We start from the raw sequence: 21,174 nt of genomic DNA on the forward strand, positions 1-21,174 counted from the left end.
GCACACAACTTGCTTAACATGTGTATCGCGCTGTAACGTTTTGGAGTAACCCTATGGACTTTGCTATTGCAACCGAACTTTTCCCTGAAGATTATTGGTATCGTTCTAATGCCCATCTGCATATGGAGCCAGAGCTTGATCTTGTCCAAGTGATCCAACAACTACACGCAAGTTTAGATCCACGGACAGTTTTTGCCTGTTATGGCAAAGTCATCGGTCAGTATTTGCCGATCAAAGCATTACAATTATTTGTCGGTGAACACAAGTTTAGCTGGGGTCGTCATCACGGTATTGAGCTGACCCGCAGTATCAAAACTGAATCTGATACATTACGTTTGCACTACTATCTTGCTGTGCCACTTAGCCCTATTCAAATGAAACAGCTTAATCATATTGAAGCATTGGTATTACAACCGTTTCAGAATGCAATGAAGTATCAGCAAATGTCTAACCAAGCAATGTTTGATGCGTTAACGGGTTTGGGTAATCGTTATTACTTTCGTAAAGTTATCCATAAAAGTATTGCTAGAGCAGAACGGCGCCAAGATCATGTTTCATTGATTGTTATCGATTTAGATAAATTTAAGCAATTAAATGACCAGTTTGGTCACACTGTTGGCGATAACGTACTGACCAGTTTTGCCTCATTAATCAACGACTCCATTCGCGACACAGACCAGGCATTTAGAATTGGTGGTGACGAATTTGTGATTATTACTGAAGGTAACGCTGATGCAGCAAGTATTATTTGCCAACGCATCATTGAAAGTTTGCCATTACACTCACATCTGACAGATTACGGGGTTAAGTGTAGTTTAGGTATTGCGCAATCGCGCACTAATGAGGTTTTTAATACCCTGTATGAGCGTGCCGATAAGGCTATGTATCAAGCAAAAGCAGCAGGTAGAAACTGTTTCAAAGTATGCGAAGATAAATAGCTTAAGCTAGGATGATAGTAAAAAATGGCCACAGCATCCCGTTATGGCAAACAAAAACACGTTTACTGTTTAGTGATTAGTGATTAGTGATTAAAGAAAAAAACAACACAGCGACTAAGTAGCCTAACCGCTGGTTATTATATCAATCTGCAATCCCTGATCATTGTCTTGTGCAAGGTAGCGTTTGTCTACCCACAAGCCTAATGCACCAACCAGCTCGTCGCCATAAAAAAGCAGCGGAATATGCTCCCGACGCCAGGGAGCGATGGCTAACTCTTGCCAAAGTTTTTTTAATTCTCGCGGTTTTTGCCGAAAGTGATCAGCAAATTGTGGCTGACACTTGGTGCTGCCCTTAGCAGAAAACCTAATGGATATTTGATGAATATTATCGGGTAACTTTAGCCTGATACCAGTATGTGACTTTACAAGATTAACTTGCCAGTTAAATGGCGTAAAAAGCAAATGTGTAGCATTGATATGACATGAAGGATTGCTTAAAGCCAATACAGCATTGTGCTGCACCTCTGCGTTGACCTCTTCATTAACATTAGTGGCATTAAGCCAGCCTTGTAACTTTTCAGTTAAACGTAATGGCAAATCATCAGCGAGTGTTAGATGCTCACTCGGCATGGCATATAGATACTGTCCAAATCGTTTTACGACAATCCCTGAGTAATAAATATTGAGATTAGCATCTTCTTTAGCCGTTAATGCCTGACTGAGGATTTGGTTCAACTGCACCTGCGATGGCAGAGATAAACCAAGGTGTGTTAAATAACCACGTAACAGCAAAGCTTGCCAGGCGAGCGGAGCTTTGGCTAAAAGGCTTAATGACAGTCCTGTACCATTGCACGCCATATTTGTCCCTTGTGACACCTTAAGCATTGCAGGTAAACGCGAACTGACTTCATGTTCGATAAGTTGTTGTTGCTCGTTGATTAGTTCAGCACTTCGGCTTGCAGTAAGGGCTATACTAGGCCAACGGCTTTTAAGCAGCGGAATAATATTGAGGCGTAAAAAGTTCCGATCGTAACTGTCGTCTTGGTTACTTTCATCTTCTATATGCGTCAGAGCATGTTCAGCGGAAAATTGTACAATCTCGTCACGAGAAACCTGTAACAATGGTCTCAGTTTATAGTAAGGGGACGCTGCTGAGCCCGCTAATTGATACTCTCCCATCGCAGCTAACCCTTTAGGCCCCTGACCGCGTTTTAGAGCTAATAACAATGTTTCTAATTGGTCGTCCTGATGATGCGCCGTCAGTAGTATATCTCCGCTGCCAAGATGTTGTTCTATCGCGTGATAACGTGCTTCTCTGGCAACAGCCTCAAGGCTTTGGCGAGGCTTTAGGTCAAGTTTTACCCGTTCAATAATAATGGGAAGATTATAGTCTGCCGCTTTTTGTTGGCAATGGGTTACCCATTTATCAGCATGACGGCTTATGCCGTGATGAACGTGCACTAGCACACAAGCAAACTGCGGAAAGATTTTAGCAAATTCACTTAACCCGTAGGCTAATACCTCTGAGTCTACGCCACCGCTGTAAGCTAATACAATCTTGGCTTGACGCTGTGTAGCCGTTGCATTCGCGTGCAGAGCCAAATGTGGTAAACACAAACGGCGAATATGACCGACAAGGTGTGATTTATCCATTTACGCTGTTATTCACGATTAATTAAATACAATTTTGACATTACTTGACCCAAGTTGCGTTTCTAACGCTAGCATCAAATCATCGGATGGATTGACACGCCATTCATCGCCTAATGTTAATCTTCCGCAAGCGCCTTCTTTAGTGTAATTAATCACTACCGGTACAGCACCGCTTTTCCAAGGTTGTAAGGTTTCTTTAAACTGATTGAGCCATTCTGGTGATAACATCTGGGTTTGAATATTCAACTCAACGGCTTTAGCAAAATGACTTCTGGCTTCGCCTATTTCAATAATGTTTCGGCCATTCATCCTGTTACCGCCGGCAAAGTCATCAAAACTGACATCGCCTTCACAAATTAAAATACGGTCTTTTTCCAATAAATGGCCAAATTTTTCAAACGGTTCAGTAAAAAGCATGACCTCTAAACGGGCGCTTTTATCATCTAACGTGACTAAGCCCATTTTGGAACCTCGCTTAGTGATCATGACCCGAGTCGCCACCACCAAACCAGCGGCTTTCACGGTTTTACCCCGCTCAGTCGGGTGAATGTCTTTTAAACGCCCCGAAGTGTATTGCTTAAGCTCTGCTAAATATTGATTTATCGGATGCCCTGTTAAATATAGCCCTAAGGTATCACGCTCACCTTCAAGCCAAATTTTATCAGGCCAAGGCGTACATTCAACAAACTGCTGTTTGTTATCATCGGGCTCATCATTGAGCAAGCCGAACATGTCATGCTGACCAATCTCTTGCGCTTTGGCATGTTGAGCAGCGGCTTTGATGGCCTCAGGCAAGGTTGCCATCATAGATGCGCGATGCGGGCCAAGATTGTCCAATGCCCCTGCGCAAATCAGTTTTTCTATTACCCGTTTATTCAGCTTCTTTAAATCAATACGGGCACAGAAATCGAATAAATCGATAAAAGGTCCATCTTTACGCGCCTCGAGGATTGAGTCGACAGGGCCTTCACCCACCCCTTTAATTGCGCCAATGCCATAAACAATATTAAGATCATCATCAACGGTGAACTTAAACAGTCCCTTATTTACATCCGGCGGAATTAACGGTAATCCCATGCGCTCGCATTCATCTACCAGGGTAACAATTTTATCTGTGTTATCCATATCGGCAGACATTACCGCCGCCATAAATTGCGCAGGAAAATGGGTTTTTAACCACAAAGTTTGGTAAGAAACTAATGCGTAAGCAGCTGAATGCGATTTGTTGAAACCATAACCAGCGAACTTTTCAACCAAATCGAAGATTTTCATCGACAGGTCGCCGTCAACGCCGTTTTGGATCGCGCCCTCTTTAAAGATACTGCGCTGTTTGGCCATTTCTTCAGGTTTTTTCTTACCCATAGCACGACGCAGCATATCTGCCCCGCCTAGGGTATAACCTGATAGAACCTGTGCAATCTGCATCACCTGCTCTTGATACAAGATAATACCGTAAGTGGGCGATAACAGTTCTTTGAGGGATTCATGTTGATATTGTGCGTCAGGGTAAGACACTTCTTCTCGGCCATGTTTACGCTCAATGAAGTTATCAACCATACCTGATTGCAAAGGACCTGGACGGAATAGCGCAACTAACGCAATCATATCTTCAAAACAGTCTGGCTGTAGACGCTTAATCAGGTCTTTCATGCCGCGAGATTCGAGCTGGAACACCGCGGTAGTTTCATATTTTTGCAATAATCTAAAACAGGCAGGGTCATCAAGCTTAATAGCTTCAATGCGAACAGGATCTTTACCCTCTTTGGCCAGACGCGGATTGATCATCTGCAGCGCCCAGTCAATGATGGTTAAAGTGCGTAAGCCCAAGAAATCGAATTTAACTAATCCCGCTGTTTCAACGTCATTTTTATCGAACTGAGTAACAGGGTTTAAGCCTTCAGCATCACAATATAATGGTGAGAAATCAGTAATACGGGTTGGCGCGATAACCACACCACCGGCGTGTTTACCAGCATTTCTAGTAACACCTTCTAAGCGTCGACACATGTCGATAAGCTCTTTGACATCTTCATCTGCGGCATAGGCTTCAGGCAGCGCAGGCTCTACTTCAAATGCTTTGGCAAGGGTCATACCCGGTTCTGCTGGGATCATCTTAGTAAGACGTTCAACAAAACCATAGGGATGGCCTAATACTCGGCCTACGTCACGCACAACCGCTTTGGCGGCCATGGTACCGAAGGTAATAATTTGCGATACCGCTTCACGGCCATAGAGATCTGCTACATGGTCAATCACCTCATCACGTCTGTCCATACAAAAGTCGACGTCAAAATCGGGCATTGAAACACGTTCAGGATTCAAAAAACGCTCAAACAGCAAATCATATTCTAATGGGTCAAGGTCAGTAATCTTTAGCGCATAGGCCACTAAAGACCCCGCTCCTGAACCACGACCTGGACCAACCGGAATACCATGATCTTTACCCCATTGGATAAATTCCATTACGATTAAGAAATAACCAGGGAATCCCATTTGATTAATCACTTTGAGCTCAATCTCAAGACGCTCGTCGTACTCGCCTCTTCTTTCCAATCGAACAGCCGGATCTGGAAATAAAAACTCTAGACGCTCTTCAAGGCCTTTTTCCGATACTTCGACCAAAAAGTCTTCAATAGACAAATCACCGGTAGGAAAATTAGGCAAAAAGTATTCATGCAAGCGAATAGTGACGTTACAGCGTTTAGCTATTTCTACTGTGTTACTGATAGCTGAAGGAATATCTTTAAAAAGTTCGCACATTTCATCTTCACTACGAAGATACTGTTCGGCACTGTAGGTTTTAGGTCGGCGGGGATCCGCAAGGGTGAAGCCATCATGAATAGCCACCCGAATTTCATGTGATTCAAAGTCATCCGGCTTTAAAAACACCACCTGATTCGTTGCGACTACAGGAATTGACATTTTTGATGCCAATTCAACCGCCATGTGCAAATAGCGTTCTTCATCGGGGCGGTTAGTGCGGATAAGCTCGAGATAATATCGATCATTAAAGTGTGTTTGGTAGAAGTTGACCAACTCATCTACCTGCCCCTGGTTTCCTTTTAATAAGGCTTTACCGATATCGCCTTCTTTGGCTCCCGATAAAATTAAAATCCCTTTGTTATAGGTGACAAGCCAAGATTGATCGATAACCACTCGGCCGTTAACTTGACCACGTAGGTAAGCTTCACTGATAAGCTGAGTTAAATTTTGATAGCCATCATTATCCATCGCGATAATGGTTAAGGCACAAAGCTCCTTGTCAAACCCCGGTACTTGCATCCAAAAATCAGCACCGATAATAGGCTTAATGCCCACCCCGTGCGCGCCACCATAAAACTTTACCAAACCACAAAAATTATTTTGGTCGGTCAAAGCTAATGCCGCCATACCCTGCGCTTCCGCCGCTGCTAAGATAGGTTTTACCTTAGCAACACCATCACACATGGAAAAATCACTGTGAACGCGTAAATGCACAAAACGAGGATCGGACATAGATAAAATTCTTATTATTCGATGATAAAAGAGATGCAAAAATGCAATTGAAAATATCGGCTAGATTAACAAACATTCAAATCACTGCCAATAACTTAGCTGTCACGGTAAGAAGATGACTTTGACAGTGATATAAAAATGAAACCTTACCACGGTGACAATATTAGCTTTAAAAGTAAACTATCGCTGATTTAATCTATCGGCAACAGGTTTAAAGCTTTTACGATGCTCATCTAACACACCAAATTCCGCTAGGGCGTCAAAATGTGCTTTAGTTGGATAACCTTTATGCTTAGCAAAACCATACTGCGGGTGTTTAGCGTCAAGCTCAAGCATTTCTTGATCTCTTACCACTTTGGCGATGATTGATGCCGCGCTAATGGCGCTCACCAAACCGTCGCCTTTGATAATGGCATGTGATTGAATACCAAAATCTGGTACACGATTTCCATCAACAAGCACCTTCTGTGGAGTGATCCCTAGCCCTGCCACTGCACGCTGCATGGCTAGCATGGTGGCGTGTAGAATATTAAGCTCATCGATTTCTTGCGGACTAGCACGTCCCACACTAATCGCTAGCGCATTCTCATATATCGTCAGATATAGGGCGTTTCGGCGCTTTTCGGATAACTTTTTAGAGTCATTTAAGCCGTCAATAGGACGACGTGGATCTAATATAACGGCTGCAGTAACAACGTCACCGACTAATGGCCCACGGCCAACCTCGTCAACGCCCGCGATGCACCCTTGTGATAATAGAGCCACTTGCTCAGGGGTAATATTCTTAATCACTGTTGGCAAAGCGAAGTTAGTCATTGGGATCTCGTTAACTTAATTAAACTTCAATTAACGCGACAACGGCATCTGCTGCGCGCTCACTGGCATTGCATTTGAGTAATTGGTGCAATTGTTCGAATCGAGCTCTAAGGGGAGAAAAGTCTTTATCCAACTGATTGATAACAGCATCTGCGATTAATTGAGGCTGACAATCAGCTTGAATTAATTCTGGCACTATGGTTTCGTTCGCCAATAAATTGGGTAAAGAATAATTAGAAATTTGCATCATGCGTACCGCTATCGCGTAAGTTATGGGACTAACACGATAAGACACTATCATAGGACGCTTTACTAACATGGCCTCTAAAGTTGCTGTGCCTGAAGCTAATAAAATACAGTCGGCAGCAGCCATCACTTCTCGCGACTGACCATCGATAATATCGATAGCTAAATCAGGAGCATATTTTTCCAACGCTTCAATAAACTGTTTACGTCGTGCCGCGTTAACAACAGGAGTCACAAACTTAATGTCGGGATAGGCATCTTTAACTAACTTAGCCGCTTTGAGAAAAGGCTCAGCAAGTTGCGCTAACTCGCCACCTCGAGAACCGGGTAAAATCGCTAGGTACTCCGCTTCGGCATCTAACCCCAATTGTGTGCGTGCTGCTAACTTGTCGCTTTGCATCGGGATATCATCAGCTAGCGTATGACCGACAAAAGTGCAAGGAACATCATGTTTATCATAAAATGCTTTTTCAAATGGTAATAATGACAACACCATGTTAGTTGCTTTAGCAATTTTAAAAATACGTTTTGGTCGCCATGCCCATACAGAGGGGCTAACATAATGAACCGTTTTAAAACCTTTATTTTTTAACTTAAGCTCAAGGCCAATATTAAAGTCTGGTGCATCAATACCAATAAAACAATCAGGTTTAATAGCACAAATCTGCTCAATCAAACTGGCACGAACTTTTAATAATCGGGGCAAACGAGACAGCACTTCCACTATTCCCATCACAGCCAGTTCTTCCATCGAAAACCAGGATTGAAAGCCTAAAGCTTGCATGCGGGGTCCACCAATGCCAACGAATGTCGCATCTGGATAGCGCAATTTAAGCGATTTTATTAATCCGGCACCAAGAATATCGCCGGAGATTTCTCCGGCGACCATGGCAAATATTGGGGGAGTAGATTTGCTCATTTTTAACTATCGAATAATCCCACGTGAAGAGGTTGTAATAAAATCGACCATAGATTGCACATATGGGTCATTTTCAGCATCGACAGCTATCTCGGCCAACGCTTCATCAATAGTTAGATTTTTGCGGTATAAGGCTTTGTAGGTTCGACGAATAGCATGTTGAGTTTCTTTGCTAAAACCGCGACGCTTTAACCCTTCAACATTTAAACCACGAGGAATAGCTGGGCTGCCAGCTGCCATGACGAATGGAGGTACATCTTGAAAAATTGTCGATGAACCTGCAGTAAACGCATGCGCACCAATATGCACAAACTGATGCACACCAGTCATGCCACCAAGAATCACATGATCGCCAACATGAACATGGCCAGCAATAGAGGCATTATTTGCCATAATGACATTGTTGCCAACAACGCAGTCGTGGGCAATGTGCACATACGCCATGAACAAATTATTCGAACCAATACGAGTTTCACTATTATCTTGAACAGTGCCGCGATGAATGGTGACTGACTCGCGAATGATATTATTATCACCCATGATTAAACGTGTCGGTTCACCAGCGTATTTTTTGTCTTGACACTCTTCACCAACTGAGGCGAATTGAAAAATGCGATTACCTTTGCCTATCACCGTCGGGCCTTTAACCACAACATGTGAACTGATCCAGGTATCATCACCAATTTCAACATCGGCACCAATATACGTCCAAGGGCCTATGGTGACATTATTACCAATTTTTGCATCAGGGTGAACAAATGCTAGTTTATCAATCACTTTTGAATCTCTCTTCGGGCACACATAATTTCAGCGGAACAAACGACTTCGCCATCGACAAGAGCTTCACCAACGAAAACACCAATTCCGCGACGCTCTTTAATCATTTTAACGTGAAAATGAATTTGATCTCCGGGTTCTACAACTCGTTTAAAACGCGCTTTATCAATACCAGCAAAATAATACAACACATCTGGTGAAGGCTCTGTACTCATTGTTTTAAAAGCAAGTAGACCCGTAGCTTGCGCCATTGCTTCTAAAATCAACACACCAGGCATAACAGGTGCTACAGGGAAGTGACCTTGAAAGAAAGGTTCGTTAATTGTCACGTTCTTTATCGCATGCAGTTGTTCACCAACTGTGTAATCTAATACGCGATCTATGAGTAAAAATGGATATCTATGTGGAAGATATTTAAGGATTTCTTTAATATCCATTGTATTTAATTGGTTCGACACTCTTGATTCCTTAACTCAAGTGAATGAGTTTTATAGCTAACAGTTATTCAGATTCTGATGATTTTTCGAGTTTTTTAACTCGATTAAATAGATCATCTAAATGGCGGAACCTGACTGTGTTTCGGCGCCACAACTTGTTTTCCATGGCGACTGTGGCTGAAGAATAAACGCCTTTGTCTCTAATCACACTTGTCACATTAGTCGCACCACTAATATGAGTACCATCTGCGATAGACAAATGACCAGAAATAGCGCAATGGCCACCTACAATACAGTATTTACCAATAACCACACTGCCCGCTAGTGTAGTATTACCTGCAATAGCAGTGTTTTGTCCAATAATAACATTATGGGCAACTTGCACTTGGTTATCGATGATAACGCCGTCGTGGATTTCAGTATGCGATAACGCACCACGATCAATGCTGGTACAAGCACCTATTTCGACATTATTACCAATTCTAACACCGCCAGTTTGTGGAATTTTAATCCAATTACCGCGCTCATTGGCATAGCCAAAACCATCAGAACCAATAACGGTTGAGGAATGAATAATACAATCAGAACCAATATGCACATTATGGTAAACCGTCACATTAGCCCATAAACGTGTATTTTTACCAATTATGCTGGATTCCCCCACTACAGTACCCGCACCAATTTGCACGTTATCACTGAGAATTACATTGGCACATATAACCGCATTAGCACCAATCGACACATTTTCGCCAAGCTTGGCTGACGTATCAATTTGGGCACTAGGATGTATACCGATGGCTGCTTTGGGGGTCGTATCAAGATGCTGGGCTAAACGTGCAAATGCCACGTAAGGGTCAGCGACAATGACAGCTATTCCTTGATAAAATTCTGCTTCTTTCTCACTCAATAATATCGCGCTCGCTTGAGTTGCCTCAAGTTGAGCGCGATATTTACTATTGGCTAGAAAAGAAATTTGACCTTCTGCCGCATCTTCAAGTGTTGCTACAGTATGGATGATAATTGAATCATCCCCACGAATAGTTGCATTTAGCAGCTGGCCAATCTCTTTTAAAGTCATTTGTTGCATAGTACCTTTGCCTTAACGTTCGGGCTTATTTACCTTTACTTAATGCTTCAACCACTTTGCCGCTAATATCAGCATCAGGCTTAACAAAAATTACCGCACCACGCTGTAATACCATGTCATATTTTTCTTTTTCAGCAATGGTATTAATCACTTTTTGAACTTGTACTAGCAGTTTATTTTGCTCTTCACCTTGACGACGACGCATATCTTCATCAAGTGCTTTGCCTTTTAATTGAAACTCAGACTTCAACGATTCCATTTTACGAACCATGTCAGTTTTTTGAGTATCACTCATTAACGCACCATCACGTTGCTGCTTTTCAACCATTGAACGCATTTCTTCCTGCATTTTTTGGACTTCAGCAACACGATCACCAAATTCAACTTTTAATGATTTTGAGATTTGTTCACGTTGTGGTAATTGTTCAAATACTTCGCCCATATCCACTACGGCAATTTTTTCAGCGTGCGCCATCATAGGTACAGCTAAAAAAGCTAATGTTACTAATGCGCGATTGACCATCTTTTTCAAAGTAGACTCCTTGTTAATAGACACTTGTTCAGCAAAACTTGCCGAGTGTATTCATTTTAGAACGTTTTGCCAATATTGAACGAGAAAATCTCTGTTTCATCGTCTTCGTATTCTTTAAGCGGCCAAGCCAAACTAAACACCATCGGCCCCATAGGAGAAAGCCACTGGACACTCATCCCCCAAGAAGCACGTATTCGACTCGGATCACTAAAGTCTTCAAGCTTATTAAATTCATCAGCAGGAAGGTTTCTATATGAATCATAGTCAAACTCAGTATCCCATACGTTACCGGCATCAACGAAGAAACTGGTACGAACAGAATTGGTATATGCTTCATCCAAAAATGGTGTTGGCACAATTAACTCAAGGCTAGCGGTTGCGATGGCATTACCACCGATTGAACGGCCTTGGTTAACATAAATTTCATTCGGGTCACTAGGCAAACTACAACCATCTCCTGACGGATCAGGTGCACATGGCTCGGTACCACGCATTAAGTAAAATGAACGAGGACCGACTGAGTTTGATTTAAATCCGCGTAATGAACTGCTACCACCTGAGTAATAGTTTTCCCAAAACGGTAGAATTTGATCATTATCGTTAAACTGTCCATAGCCATTTGCATAGCCTAAACGCGCTCGCGTCAAAATCACGAAGCTGTGTTTACGTGTTAGTGGGAAATAGAAGTTAGTGTCGAAATCTGTTTTAAAATACTGCAGATCCGAACCTGGCACAGTCATTTTTCCACTTAAACGCTGTGATGAACCATCCGTTGGGAATGTTCCGCGGTTTAATGTACTTCTATACCAACCGGCATTTAATTCGAAATTATCAAAGCTTAAATCAGCATTAGGATCTTCACTATCACGGTATACATTATAAAAGCGTAGTGCTTGTTCATAAGCAGAAATTTCAGAAATCGCGTTATGACGATAACCTATACCACCGTTTAAACGATTATTTTCGTTAATAGGGAAACCCGAATTAACTGCTACACCATAAGATTTATTCTTATAGCGTTCAAGGTTAGCCTCATTCGCATCAAATTCGTTCCAATAAACACTGCCACCTAAACTCACGCCGTCTTTGGTGAAGTAAGGATCGGTATATGAAATATTGGCACTTTTCGAATACTTGTTAGTGTTGATGCTAATACCCGCTTGGTTACCTGTACCTAAGAAGTTATTTTGTTCTACACCAAACTGTAAACTCACACCAGATTCAGTACCGTAGCCTACACCAGCATTAAATGAGCCAGAGGGCTGTTCTTTAACACTAACAGCGACATCCACTAAATCATCACTACCTGGTACCTGAATGGTTTCAGTATCAACGGTTTCAAAATAGCCCAATCGATTTAAACGCGCTTTGGATTGTTCAATTTGAGCTGAGTTTAACCAAGCACCTTCCATTTGACGAAGTTCACGACGCATGACTTCATCTTTAGTCACCGCGTTGCCAGTAAAATTAATACTGCGCACATAAACACGCTTACCTGGTTTAATATTGATATTAAGGACAACTTCTTTGTTCTCATCATCAATTTCAGGATAGGTTTTCACTTCAGGATAAGCATAACCAAAACGGCCCAGATATTTACTGTACATTTCTTCGGTGAAAGTCACATCTGCACCGTTGTACATATTGCCTGCTTTGATAGGTAAAATGGCACGCATTAACTCTTCACGACCCATTAAATCGCCCGTTAAGTTAATGTCTTTAACTTTATATTTTTCACCTTCATCGACGTTGATGGTAATATAAAGCCCTTTACGATCAGGTGTCATAGCCACTTGTGTAGAAGTAACATCAAAACGAATATACCCTTGGTTATGGTAATACGTTTTAATGGTTTCTAAGTCAGCCTGAAGTTTTTGCTTTTGATAGCGGCGCTCACCAAATACATCCCACCAGGCAACAAAGTCTTTCAACTCCAGCATGCTGATTAATTCAGAATCACTGAAAACAGTGTTCCCTACTACGTTAATTTGACGAATTTCAGCGGCTAAGCCTTCAGTAAAATTAAATTTTAACTCCACACGATTACGCGGTAAATTGATAACTTGCGCTTGAACCTTAGCGCCGTATTTACCCACACCGTAATAAAAGTCTTGTAAGCCTTTTTCGATACCAGAAAGCATGGTGCGGTCCAAAGACTCACCAATTTTAACACCTGAGCCATCAAGACTTTCTTGAAGCTGCTCATCTTTAATATCTTTGTTGCCTTCAAACGTCACCGCACTAATGGTAGGACGTTCTTTAACTGTAACATACAACACGCCAGCCTCATGGCTTACGCTAATGGTTTCAAAGTTTGTTGAACCATATAAGCTTTTTATCGCCTGTTGTAATTTAACTTGATCAACTGTGTCACCGACTTTAACCGGCAAGTTTAACAATGCAGCTCCTAATGCTACACGTTGTAGACCTTCAACTTGAATGTCTGTGACTTCAAATGGCTGGAATGTATTTGCCCAACCGTTCCCTGCAAAAGACGCGCCGACGAATAACATCGATGCAAATAGTTTATTCAATCTCATAGAGCACTTCTAATTATTAGTCTGTCCTTGCTCAGAGTCGGGCAAAATCGTTGAAAAGCGCTACACTCATCAACATTAGCAGCAAAGCTGCGCCAAACCTGAATCCAATTTCCTGCACCTTTTCAGGTACAGGCTTACCCGTAATCACTTCAATAAAGTAATACAGCAAGTGTCCACCATCTAGCACGGGTAAAGGCATTAAATTGATAATACCTAGGTTCACGCTAATTAGTGCGATAAATCCAAGAAAATACACCAATCCATAATTTGCGCTCGCACCAGCTCCTTGCGCAATCGAAATGGGTCCACTTAGATTTTTCACCGACACATCGCCGGTAAATAATTTACCTATCATTTTGAAACTAACCACCACAAGCTGCCATGTTTTATCGACAGCGGCGGACACGGAATCTATCATGCCATATTCTAAATCAAAGCGCATATTTTCAGGCCATTGCGCTGCGGTGGGGCTAATACCAATAATACCGATTGTGTCACCATTGTCATTGGTTTGAGCCTGTGGCACAACCTCAATTTGCAACAGTTCGCCTGCTCGCTCAATATCTACACTAAGCGGCTTATTAGCAGATGTTTGTACCACATCGACAAAGCTATTCCAATCTTTGTAAGGCTGTTGATTTATCGATAAAATTGTATCGCCAATCATTAAACCTGCTATTTGTGCCGCACTATTTTCTGATATTGCGGCAATAATAGGATTAATTCCAGGTCTGAATATCCCTAAACCTAACGCGGTAATCGGTGATTCTTTTTCAGGATCAAATCTCCACTCACGGGTATCGAGTTGATAAGTTTTACCTTTATCATCAATACCGTCCATTCTTGACAATGGCGCCAAAGTCACATCAACACTGTCATTACCAATATGTCCAACCAAGGCAAAATTAACCTCTTCCCAGTTGCGAACATCTTGACCTGAAATAGCGATAATTTGCTGTGGTTCCGATAACTGAATCACAGCTGCGGGCGAATTAACTTTAGTTGAATCTATAACGGGTTTAATCGACGGAACACCGATTAAATACATGGCATATAAAGCAACAATCGCAAAGGCAAAGTTAGCTAATGGCCCTGCAGCAACAATGGCAATACGCTGCCAAACTGTTTTACGATTAAACGCTTGATTTAGCATATCGGCAGGTACATCTTCAACCCGCTCATCAAGCATCTTTACAAAGCCACCCAAAGGGATCATGGCAACCACATATTCGGTACCATCTTGACCGACTTTACGCCAAATAGCTTTGCCAAAGCCAATGGAAAATTTTTCGACTTTAACGCCACACTTTCGTGCAACCCAAAAATGACCATACTCATGGACGGTAATTAAAATACCAAGAGCAATAATAAATGAACCTAAATTCCACAAAAAATCGAACATTTTACTCCTAGTTACACTAACGCTTTAATTTTAGATAAAGCCAATCGGCGTGCTTCGCTGTCTAAAGCAATAATATCTTCTATCGTCTTTAAAGCTGACGGATTGAACGATACAAGGCATTGTTCATTGACGACAGCAATATCGGTAAATTTAATTATTCCCTGTAAAAAAGCGTCAACGGCAATTTCATTAGCCGCATTTAATACCGTGGTAGCTTCTTGCCCTTGTTGGCAAGCATCTATCGCTAACTTTAAACACGGAAAACGATCAAAATCAGGTTCTAAAAAGCTTAACTCTCCGACTTTGAAAAAGTCTAAAGGTTCAACACCAGCTAAAATTCTTTGTGGATAGCTCATACAATGAGCAATTGGCGTACGCATATCAGGATTACCCATCTGAGCAAGAACCGAACCATCTTTGTATTGCACCATGGAATGAATAACACTTTGAGGGTGAATAACCACTTTAAGCTGCTCAGGCATGGTATTAAATAGCCAACGCGCTTCGATGTATTCTAAGCCCTTATTCATCATCGATGCTGAATCAACAGATATTTTTCTGCCCATTGACCAATTCGGATGCTTACAAGCCTGATCGGGTGTCACACTTGGTAAAATAGATAGGTCAGTCGTTAAAAAAGGACCGCCCGAACCTGTTAATAGGATATGCGAAATGCCTTCAGCAGCCATATCGCAAAAACCTAAGTTATTTTGAACGGCTTGAGGCATGCATTGAAAAATCGCGTTATGCTCGCTATCGACGGGGAGTATCGTCGCTCCCGATGCCTTTGCGGTTTGCATAAACAGTTCACCAGACATCACTAAGGCTTCTTTATTGGCCAGTAGTACTCTTTTACCAGCCTTAACAGCGGCAAATGTAGGCACTAACCCGGCAGCGCCTACAATGGCAGCCATAACAGTATCAACGTCACTGTGGGTAACTAAAGCCGTTAATTCCTCAGGGGTTGAGGTAACGATAGTTTTACAAGATGAGGGTAACGCACGCTTAAGTTTCAGCGCAGCTTGTTGATCAACCATATGAGCAAACACAGGTTGATGTGTCTCGCATAAACCGAGCATTTTATCAACGCTAGCATTTGCAACAAGCGCATAAACAGCATATTTATCTGGATTTTGAGTGACCACACTCAAGGTGCTTGCGCCAATTGATCCTGTGGCGCCTAGGATAACCATGTTTTGCATTGGCATCACATCCACATGGCAATATAGATTAACGTAAACACAGGAAACGCAGCTGTTAAGCTGTCGATTCGATCAAGTATGCCACCGTGTCCTGGTAAAATGGTGCCTGAATCTTTAATAACCGCAACGCGTTTAAACATACTTTCAGATAAATCGCCAAATGCTGATGCCAAGGCTGTAATTAGGGTGACAACAACCAACAAGCCTAACTCTTGTTGAGGAGAAACATACATCACCCCAGCAACAATTAACAGGGTTGTCAGTAACCCACCCGCTAATCCTTCTAGCGTTTTAGCTGGGCTGACGTTAGGCATTAATTTATGTTTGCCAAGCGTTCTACCAGCAAAATAAGCGCCAGTATCTGTTGCCCAAACGATTAACATCACAATCAGCACTAATATTCCACCAAAATACGGATCGGCTTGGCTACTTAATGATTTAAGGGTAATTAAAGATACAAAACAAGGGATTAAGGTTAGCTGGCCAAACATCGATTTTAGCATATGGCTATTGCGCCATAGTGCTGCGCTCTTAGGGAAACTAAATACCAGCAAAGTGCTAACAACCCACCACACGACACCAATGCTAATAATCGCTAAAAACATCGGTTGCAAATGCCCTTTGAACCATAAGCTGTCTGCTGGAAATAACACGTTAATCGCAATCAACAATACGGTTACTGTGATGGTAAAAGACCATTGAGTGATATTGCACTCTTTATCGATAAAGCATCCCCACTCTTTCGCTGCAATGGCAAAAATAGGGACTAAACACCATGCAAAATACACAGAAGGAACCCCAAATATACCGACTAACACAAGTGGGATTAAACAAAGTGCTGTTATTATTCGTTGTTTTAGCAAAAAAATAATCCTCTTAAGATTAAAGCGCCCGTATTTCTTCTATTTGACTCCCAGTCAAACCGAAACGGCGCTGACGGCTGGCAAAAGTTGCCAGTGCATGATGAAAAGCCTTCTCATCAAAATCAGGCCAAAGTGTTTCTGTGAACACTAACTCAGCATAGGCGGCCTGCCATAAAATAAAGTTACTAATGCGGTAATCACCGCCCGTTCTTATCATTAAATCAACTTCGCTTTGATTTTGCATGCTCAAATGTTGATTTAATGCCTCTTCGGTCATCTGACTGCTGCTGATTTCGCCACTTTCGACTTTTTCAGCTAATTTTTGAGCAGCCTGGATGATATCCCAACGTCCGCCGTAGTTAGCAGCAACATTAAGAATTAACCCTGTGTTATCTTGTGTCTTGTCTTGAGCCTGGGCGATTTGAGCTTGTAAACGTGCTGAGAATCGACTGATGTCGCCAATAATATTGAGCTTAACTTGATTTTTATCTAAGCGCTTAATTTCACGTTGTAACACACTGAAAAAAAGCTCCATCAACAAATTAACTTCTTTATCTGGTCTGCGCCAATTCTCACTCGAAAATGCAAACAGCGTTAAAGAGGCAATACCTAATTGGCTTGCTGCACTCACTATGCGTCTAACAGCTTTAACACCTGCTTTATGACCTACCACTCGAGGCATACTCTTATTCTGAGCCCAACGACCATTGCCATCCATAATGATAGCCACATGCTTGGGCAAAGACTGCCTAACGATATCCGATAATTGTCCAGGTAAGACTTCAGACGTCACTAACTCAGAAGAAGTTGTAACACCTGATCCATAATCATTTGTAGATGACATCAACAACGACCCTATAAAAAACAAACGCCGTGTAGTATACCCTTACACGGCGTATTAACTCTAGCGTTGAACGCTGAAGTTTAGACTTCCATTAACTCTTTTTCTTTTGCAGCTAATAGCTGATCAACATTTTTAATTGCTGCATCAGTAAATTTTTGTACGCTATCTTCACTACGACGTACATCGTCTTCAGTGCATTCTTTGGCTTTTTCTAACTTTTTAACTTCGGTAATAGCATCACGACGCACATTACGGATGGCAACACGGCCGTTTTCAGCTTCATTACGGACAACTTTAATGAAGTCTTTACGACGTTCTTCAGTTAATGCCGGTAACGGAATACGCATTGAAGTGCCCGCTGTCATTGGGTTCAAACCAAGATCAGATGACATAATGGCTTTCTCAACAGCTTGAACTAAAGTTTGATCAAATACCGTTACGTTCAATGTACGAGAATCTTCAATACCAATGTTAGCCACTTGCTTAAGTGGAGTCATTGCACCATAGTAAGAAACTTGAATTGAATCTAATAAACTTGGGTGTGCACGACCGGTACGCACTTTAGCCATTTGATTTTTAGTTGCATCTACACATTTACCCATACGCTCTTGCGCATCTAACATAATTGTTTCAATCACAATAATTTCCTTTTTAACCAATATTCATTGAGTTCGAGCCGATAGATAAAGAATTGTACAGACAATGGATCAGCTCAAACAATATTTGCAGTTTATTTTACGACACACAGTAACAGATGTGATAGCGCAATTATTTCTGGCTGCTAATAATTGTACCTTCACTTTCGCCCATAATAACACGGCGTAAAGCACCTGGCTTATTCATGTTGAATACTAAAATTGGGATGTTATGGTCACGGGCCATAGTAAAGGCTGCAAGATCCATTACTTTTAATTCAGACTCTAAAACTTCATTAAAGCTTAGGGTGTCGTATTTAACCGCTTCAGGGTTTTTCATTGGATCGGCAGAATAAACACCGTCTACTTTAGTACCTTTTAATACCACTTCCGCTTCGATTTCAATACCACGCAGACATGCTGCAGAGTCAGTCGTACAAAATGGATTACCTGTACCAGCGGCAAATATCACTACTCGACCAGATTTTAGTAAGCTAATAGCTTCAGCCCAATTATAATCGTCACACACCCCTTTTAATGGGATAGCTGACATCAGGCGCGCATTAACATAGGCACGGTGCAATGCATCTCTCATGGCTAAGCCATTCATGACAGTTGCTAGCATACCCATGTGATCGCCCACCACACGGTTCATGCCAGCTTGTGCTAGCCCTTCACCACGAAATAGATTACCACCACCAATTACCACACCAACTTGAATACCCAGTTCAACAAGTTCTTTCACTTCTTGAGCCATGCGATCAAGTACTTTTGGGTCGATGCCGAAGCCTTCTTCGCCCATTAATGCTTCACCGCTTAATTTAAGCAGAATACGTCTAAATGCAGGTTTTGGATTGGTGCTCATAATTTTTATCCTGATTATAACAAGACCGCAGCGATTGCTGCGGTCTTAGGGTATATAGAGAAAAAGCGATTACGCCTTTTTAGTAGCAGCGATTTGAGCTGCAACTTCAGCAGCAAAATCTTCTTCTTTCTTCTCGATACCTTCACCCACTTCTAAACGAATGAAGTTAGATACTGTCGCTTTTTTCTCTTTAAGAATTTCGCCAACAGTTTTCTTTGGTTCCATGATGAAAGCTTGACCAGTAAGAGAAATCTCACCAGTGAACTTCTTCATACGACCAACAACCATTTTCTCAGCGATTTCAGCAGGCTTGCCTTCATTCATCGCGATTTCGATTTGAAGAGCTTGCTCTCTTTCTACAAGTTCAGCAGGTACGTCTTCAGGGTTTACGAACTCAGGCTTAGAAGCAGCAACATGCATAGCGATGTGCTTTAACGTTTCTTCGTCAGCTTCACCGGCAACAACAACACCGATGCGCTCACCGTGACGGTAAGACGCTAGGTTAGCCCCATCGATATACTCAACGCGACGAACATTGATGTTTTCACCGATTTTGGTTACTAGTGCAACACGCGTTTCTTCAAACTGTGCTTTTAAGTCTTCGATAGTCACTTTAGATGCTGCAGCAACATCTAAAACAGCATTAGCGAAACCTAAGAAGTTAGAATCTTTAGCAACGAAGTCAGTTTGACAGTTAACTTCTAAAAGCGCAGCGAAACCTTCACCGTTCTTAATTAGAATTGTACCGTCAGCAGCGATGTTACCGGCTTTCTTAGCCGCTTTAGCCGCGCCGCTTTTACGCATGTTATCAATCGCTAGTTCGATGTCACCGTTAGTTTCAGTCAGTGCATTCTTACAGTCCATCATGCCAGCGCCAGTGCGGTCACGAAGTTCTTTAACTTGGGCAGCAGTAATTGCCATTGTTAAATCCTCTATTTAAATTCGTCTAATATTGCATTTGTAAAACAGGGGCCCAAAGGCCCCTGTTTACCAATTATCTTATTGGCAAATAAGGGGGGATGAAAAACATCACGCCTTATTAAACAGCTTCTACGAAACCGTCTTGTTCAGCTTGAACAGCTAAATCTTGACCACGGCCAGAGTTGGCAGCAGCAGCAACAGATGAAGTGTACAAACGAATTGCACGCATCGCATCGTCGTTACCAGGAACGATGTAGTTAACACCGTCTGGAGCAGAGTTAGTATCAACAACTGCAACAACTGGGATACCTAGGTTGTTAGCTTCTTTGATTGCGATATGCTCATGGTCAGCACCGATAACGAATAATACGTCTGGTAAACCGCCCATGTTCTTAATTCCGCCTAAAGACTTTTCTAACTTGTCTAATTCGCGTGAACGCATTAAAGCTTCTTTCTTAGTAAGCTTGTCGAAAGTACCGTCAACAGACTGGCTTTCTAGTTCTTTAAGACGCTTGATTGACTGACGAACAGTTTTCCAGTTTGTTAACATACCGCCTAACCAGCGGTGATCAACATAGTACTGGTCACAAGAAATTGCAGCTTCTTTGATAGCTTCGCCAGCAGCGCGCTTAGTACCAACAAATAATACTTTACCTTTCTTAGAAGCAACGTTGCTAATGAAAGCTAAAGCTTCGTTGAACATTGGTACAGTGTGCTCAAGGTTGATGATGTGTACACCGTTGCGAGCACCGAAGATGAAAGGCTTCATCTTTGGGTTCCAGTAACGTGTTTGGTGACCGAAGTGAACACCAGCTTGAAGCATGTCGCGCATTGAAACAGTAGTCATTGTATATACCTTAATGTAAGGGGTTAGACCTCCACGCATCCCATGTTTCGACTCTTCTTAGCCATTATGGCGTTAAGAGCACCCCGAAAAATGTGTCGATACGTGTGTGATTTAGTATTTAAGTTAATTGCCATGTATAATAGCCGCAAATTCTG

General features: G+C 42.1%; 18 protein-coding genes. 1 reads left to right on the forward strand and 17 read right to left on the reverse strand.

Translation table 11 applies throughout. The features are described from left to right. Positions 1-53: 53 nt before the first annotated feature. The gene (gene dgcS, locus NE535_RS00980; protein ID WP_261296828.1) at positions 54-938 is read left to right on the forward strand and encodes a diguanylate cyclase DgcS; all 885 of its coding nucleotides are present in this window, start codon (positions 54-56) and stop codon (positions 936-938) included. Positions 939-1,061: 123 nt separating this feature from the next. Here dgcS and tilS read toward each other — a convergent pair whose 3' ends face one another. The 17 genes from tilS to rpsB all read right to left on the reverse strand — a co-directional run bounded on the left by tilS (position 1,062) and on the right by rpsB (position 21,019). Beyond that, positions 1,062-2,591 (reverse strand): tRNA lysidine(34) synthetase TilS, encoded by a 1,530-nt coding sequence (gene tilS / locus NE535_RS00985; RefSeq protein ID WP_261296829.1) that lies wholly within the window; start codon positions 2,589-2,591, stop codon positions 1,062-1,064. Positions 2,592-2,609: 18 nt separating this feature from the next. Then, positions 2,610-6,086 (reverse strand): DNA polymerase III subunit alpha, encoded by a 3,477-nt coding sequence (gene dnaE, locus NE535_RS00990; protein WP_261296830.1) that lies wholly within the window; start codon positions 6,084-6,086, stop codon positions 2,610-2,612. A gap of 180 nt (positions 6,087-6,266) precedes the next feature. Beyond that, positions 6,267-6,902, reverse strand: coding sequence for a ribonuclease HII (gene rnhB / locus NE535_RS00995; protein WP_261296831.1), 636 nt, complete (start codon positions 6,900-6,902; stop codon positions 6,267-6,269). A gap of 19 nt (positions 6,903-6,921) precedes the next feature. After that, complete coding sequence (gene lpxB, locus NE535_RS01000) at positions 6,922-8,067, reverse strand: lipid-A-disaccharide synthase (protein WP_261296832.1); 1,146 nt, start codon at positions 8,065-8,067, stop codon at positions 6,922-6,924. Positions 8,068-8,073: 6 nt separating this feature from the next. Then, positions 8,074-8,844 (reverse strand): acyl-ACP--UDP-N-acetylglucosamine O-acyltransferase, encoded by a 771-nt coding sequence (gene lpxA, locus NE535_RS01005; protein WP_261296833.1) that lies wholly within the window; start codon positions 8,842-8,844, stop codon positions 8,074-8,076. After that, positions 8,841-9,302, reverse strand: coding sequence for a 3-hydroxyacyl-ACP dehydratase FabZ (gene fabZ, locus NE535_RS01010; RefSeq protein WP_261296834.1), 462 nt, complete (start codon positions 9,300-9,302; stop codon positions 8,841-8,843). Before fabZ ends, lpxA begins: the two co-directional genes overlap by 4 nt. Positions 9,303-9,345: 43 nt before the next feature. Then, positions 9,346-10,368 (reverse strand): UDP-3-O-(3-hydroxymyristoyl)glucosamine N-acyltransferase, encoded by a 1,023-nt coding sequence (gene lpxD, locus NE535_RS01015; RefSeq protein WP_261296835.1) that lies wholly within the window; start codon positions 10,366-10,368, stop codon positions 9,346-9,348. A 25-nt stretch (positions 10,369-10,393) separates the two neighbouring features. Further along, a complete protein-coding gene (locus NE535_RS01020) occupies positions 10,394-10,891 on the reverse strand; it encodes an OmpH/Skp family outer membrane protein (protein ID WP_261296946.1) in 498 nt (165 codons plus the stop codon). 65 nt (positions 10,892-10,956) lie between these two features. Beyond that, positions 10,957-13,440, reverse strand: coding sequence for an outer membrane protein assembly factor BamA (gene bamA / locus NE535_RS01025; RefSeq protein ID WP_261296836.1), 2,484 nt, complete (start codon positions 13,438-13,440; stop codon positions 10,957-10,959). A gap of 31 nt (positions 13,441-13,471) precedes the next feature. After that, positions 13,472-14,842, reverse strand: coding sequence for a sigma E protease regulator RseP (gene rseP, locus NE535_RS01030; RefSeq protein WP_261296837.1), 1,371 nt, complete (start codon positions 14,840-14,842; stop codon positions 13,472-13,474). Positions 14,843-14,853: 11 nt separating this feature from the next. Then, positions 14,854-16,044 carry a 1-deoxy-D-xylulose-5-phosphate reductoisomerase gene (gene ispC, locus NE535_RS01035; RefSeq protein WP_261296838.1) on the reverse strand — a complete coding sequence of 397 codons (1,191 nt, stop codon included), beginning with the start codon at positions 16,042-16,044 and terminating at the stop codon, positions 14,854-14,856. 5 nt (positions 16,045-16,049) lie between these two features. Next, on the reverse strand, positions 16,050-16,907 hold the full coding sequence (locus tag NE535_RS01040) for a phosphatidate cytidylyltransferase (RefSeq protein WP_261296839.1): 858 nt from the start codon (positions 16,905-16,907) through the stop codon (positions 16,050-16,052). 19 nt (positions 16,908-16,926) lie between these two features. Beyond that, positions 16,927-17,751, reverse strand: coding sequence for an undecaprenyl pyrophosphate synthase (locus tag NE535_RS01045; RefSeq protein ID WP_261296840.1), 825 nt, complete (start codon positions 17,749-17,751; stop codon positions 16,927-16,929). An 80-nt stretch (positions 17,752-17,831) separates the two neighbouring features. Then, on the reverse strand, positions 17,832-18,374 hold the full coding sequence (gene frr / locus NE535_RS01050; protein WP_188840002.1) for a ribosome recycling factor: 543 nt from the start codon (positions 18,372-18,374) through the stop codon (positions 17,832-17,834). Positions 18,375-18,519: 145 nt separating this feature from the next. Further along, entirely contained in the window at positions 18,520-19,251 is a 732-nt protein-coding gene (gene pyrH, locus NE535_RS01055; protein ID WP_188839379.1) for a UMP kinase, read from the reverse strand. A gap of 69 nt (positions 19,252-19,320) precedes the next feature. Next, a complete protein-coding gene (gene tsf / locus NE535_RS01060; protein WP_261296841.1) occupies positions 19,321-20,172 on the reverse strand; it encodes a translation elongation factor Ts in 852 nt (283 codons plus the stop codon). Between the two features lie 118 nt (positions 20,173-20,290). Beyond that, complete coding sequence (gene rpsB, locus NE535_RS01065) at positions 20,291-21,019, reverse strand: 30S ribosomal protein S2 (RefSeq protein ID WP_188839377.1); 729 nt, start codon at positions 21,017-21,019, stop codon at positions 20,291-20,293. Positions 21,020-21,174: the final 155 nt, after the last annotated feature.

The sequence above is a fragment of the Shewanella holmiensis genome (assembly GCF_025370255.1).
Taxonomy (GTDB): domain Bacteria; phylum Pseudomonadota; class Gammaproteobacteria; order Enterobacterales; family Shewanellaceae; genus Shewanella; species Shewanella holmiensis.

Bases quoted from the DNA above. Each gene is read 5' to 3' on its own strand.
- dgcS (WP_261296828.1), top strand. From the start codon at position 54: ATGGACTTTGCTATTGCAACCGAACTTTTCCCTGAAGATTATTGGTAT.
- tilS (WP_261296829.1), bottom strand. From the start codon at position 2,591: ATGGATAAATCACACCTTGTCGGTCATATTCGCCGTTTGTGTTTACCA.
- dnaE (WP_261296830.1), bottom strand. From the start codon at position 6,086: ATGTCCGATCCTCGTTTTGTGCATTTACGCGTTCACAGTGATTTTTCC.
- rnhB (WP_261296831.1), bottom strand. From the start codon at position 6,902: ATGACTAACTTCGCTTTGCCAACAGTGATTAAGAATATTACCCCTGAG.
- lpxB (WP_261296832.1), bottom strand. From the start codon at position 8,067: ATGAGCAAATCTACTCCCCCAATATTTGCCATGGTCGCCGGAGAAATC.
- lpxD (WP_261296835.1), bottom strand. From the start codon at position 10,368: ATGCAACAAATGACTTTAAAAGAGATTGGCCAGCTGCTAAATGCAACT.
- NE535_RS01020 (WP_261296946.1), bottom strand. From the start codon at position 10,891: ATGGTCAATCGCGCATTAGTAACATTAGCTTTTTTAGCTGTACCTATG.
- bamA (WP_261296836.1), bottom strand. From the start codon at position 13,440: ATGAGATTGAATAAACTATTTGCATCGATGTTATTCGTCGGCGCGTCT.
- rseP (WP_261296837.1), bottom strand. From the start codon at position 14,842: ATGTTCGATTTTTTGTGGAATTTAGGTTCATTTATTATTGCTCTTGGT.
- ispC (WP_261296838.1), bottom strand. From the start codon at position 16,044: ATGCAAAACATGGTTATCCTAGGCGCCACAGGATCAATTGGCGCAAGC.
- NE535_RS01045 (WP_261296840.1), bottom strand. From the start codon at position 17,751: ATGTCATCTACAAATGATTATGGATCAGGTGTTACAACTTCTTCTGAG.
- frr (WP_188840002.1), bottom strand. From the start codon at position 18,374: ATGTTAGATGCGCAAGAGCGTATGGGTAAATGTGTAGATGCAACTAAA.
- pyrH (WP_188839379.1), bottom strand. From the start codon at position 19,251: ATGAGCACCAATCCAAAACCTGCATTTAGACGTATTCTGCTTAAATTA.
- tsf (WP_261296841.1), bottom strand. From the start codon at position 20,172: ATGGCAATTACTGCTGCCCAAGTTAAAGAACTTCGTGACCGCACTGGC.
- rpsB (WP_188839377.1), bottom strand. From the start codon at position 21,019: ATGACTACTGTTTCAATGCGCGACATGCTTCAAGCTGGTGTTCACTTC.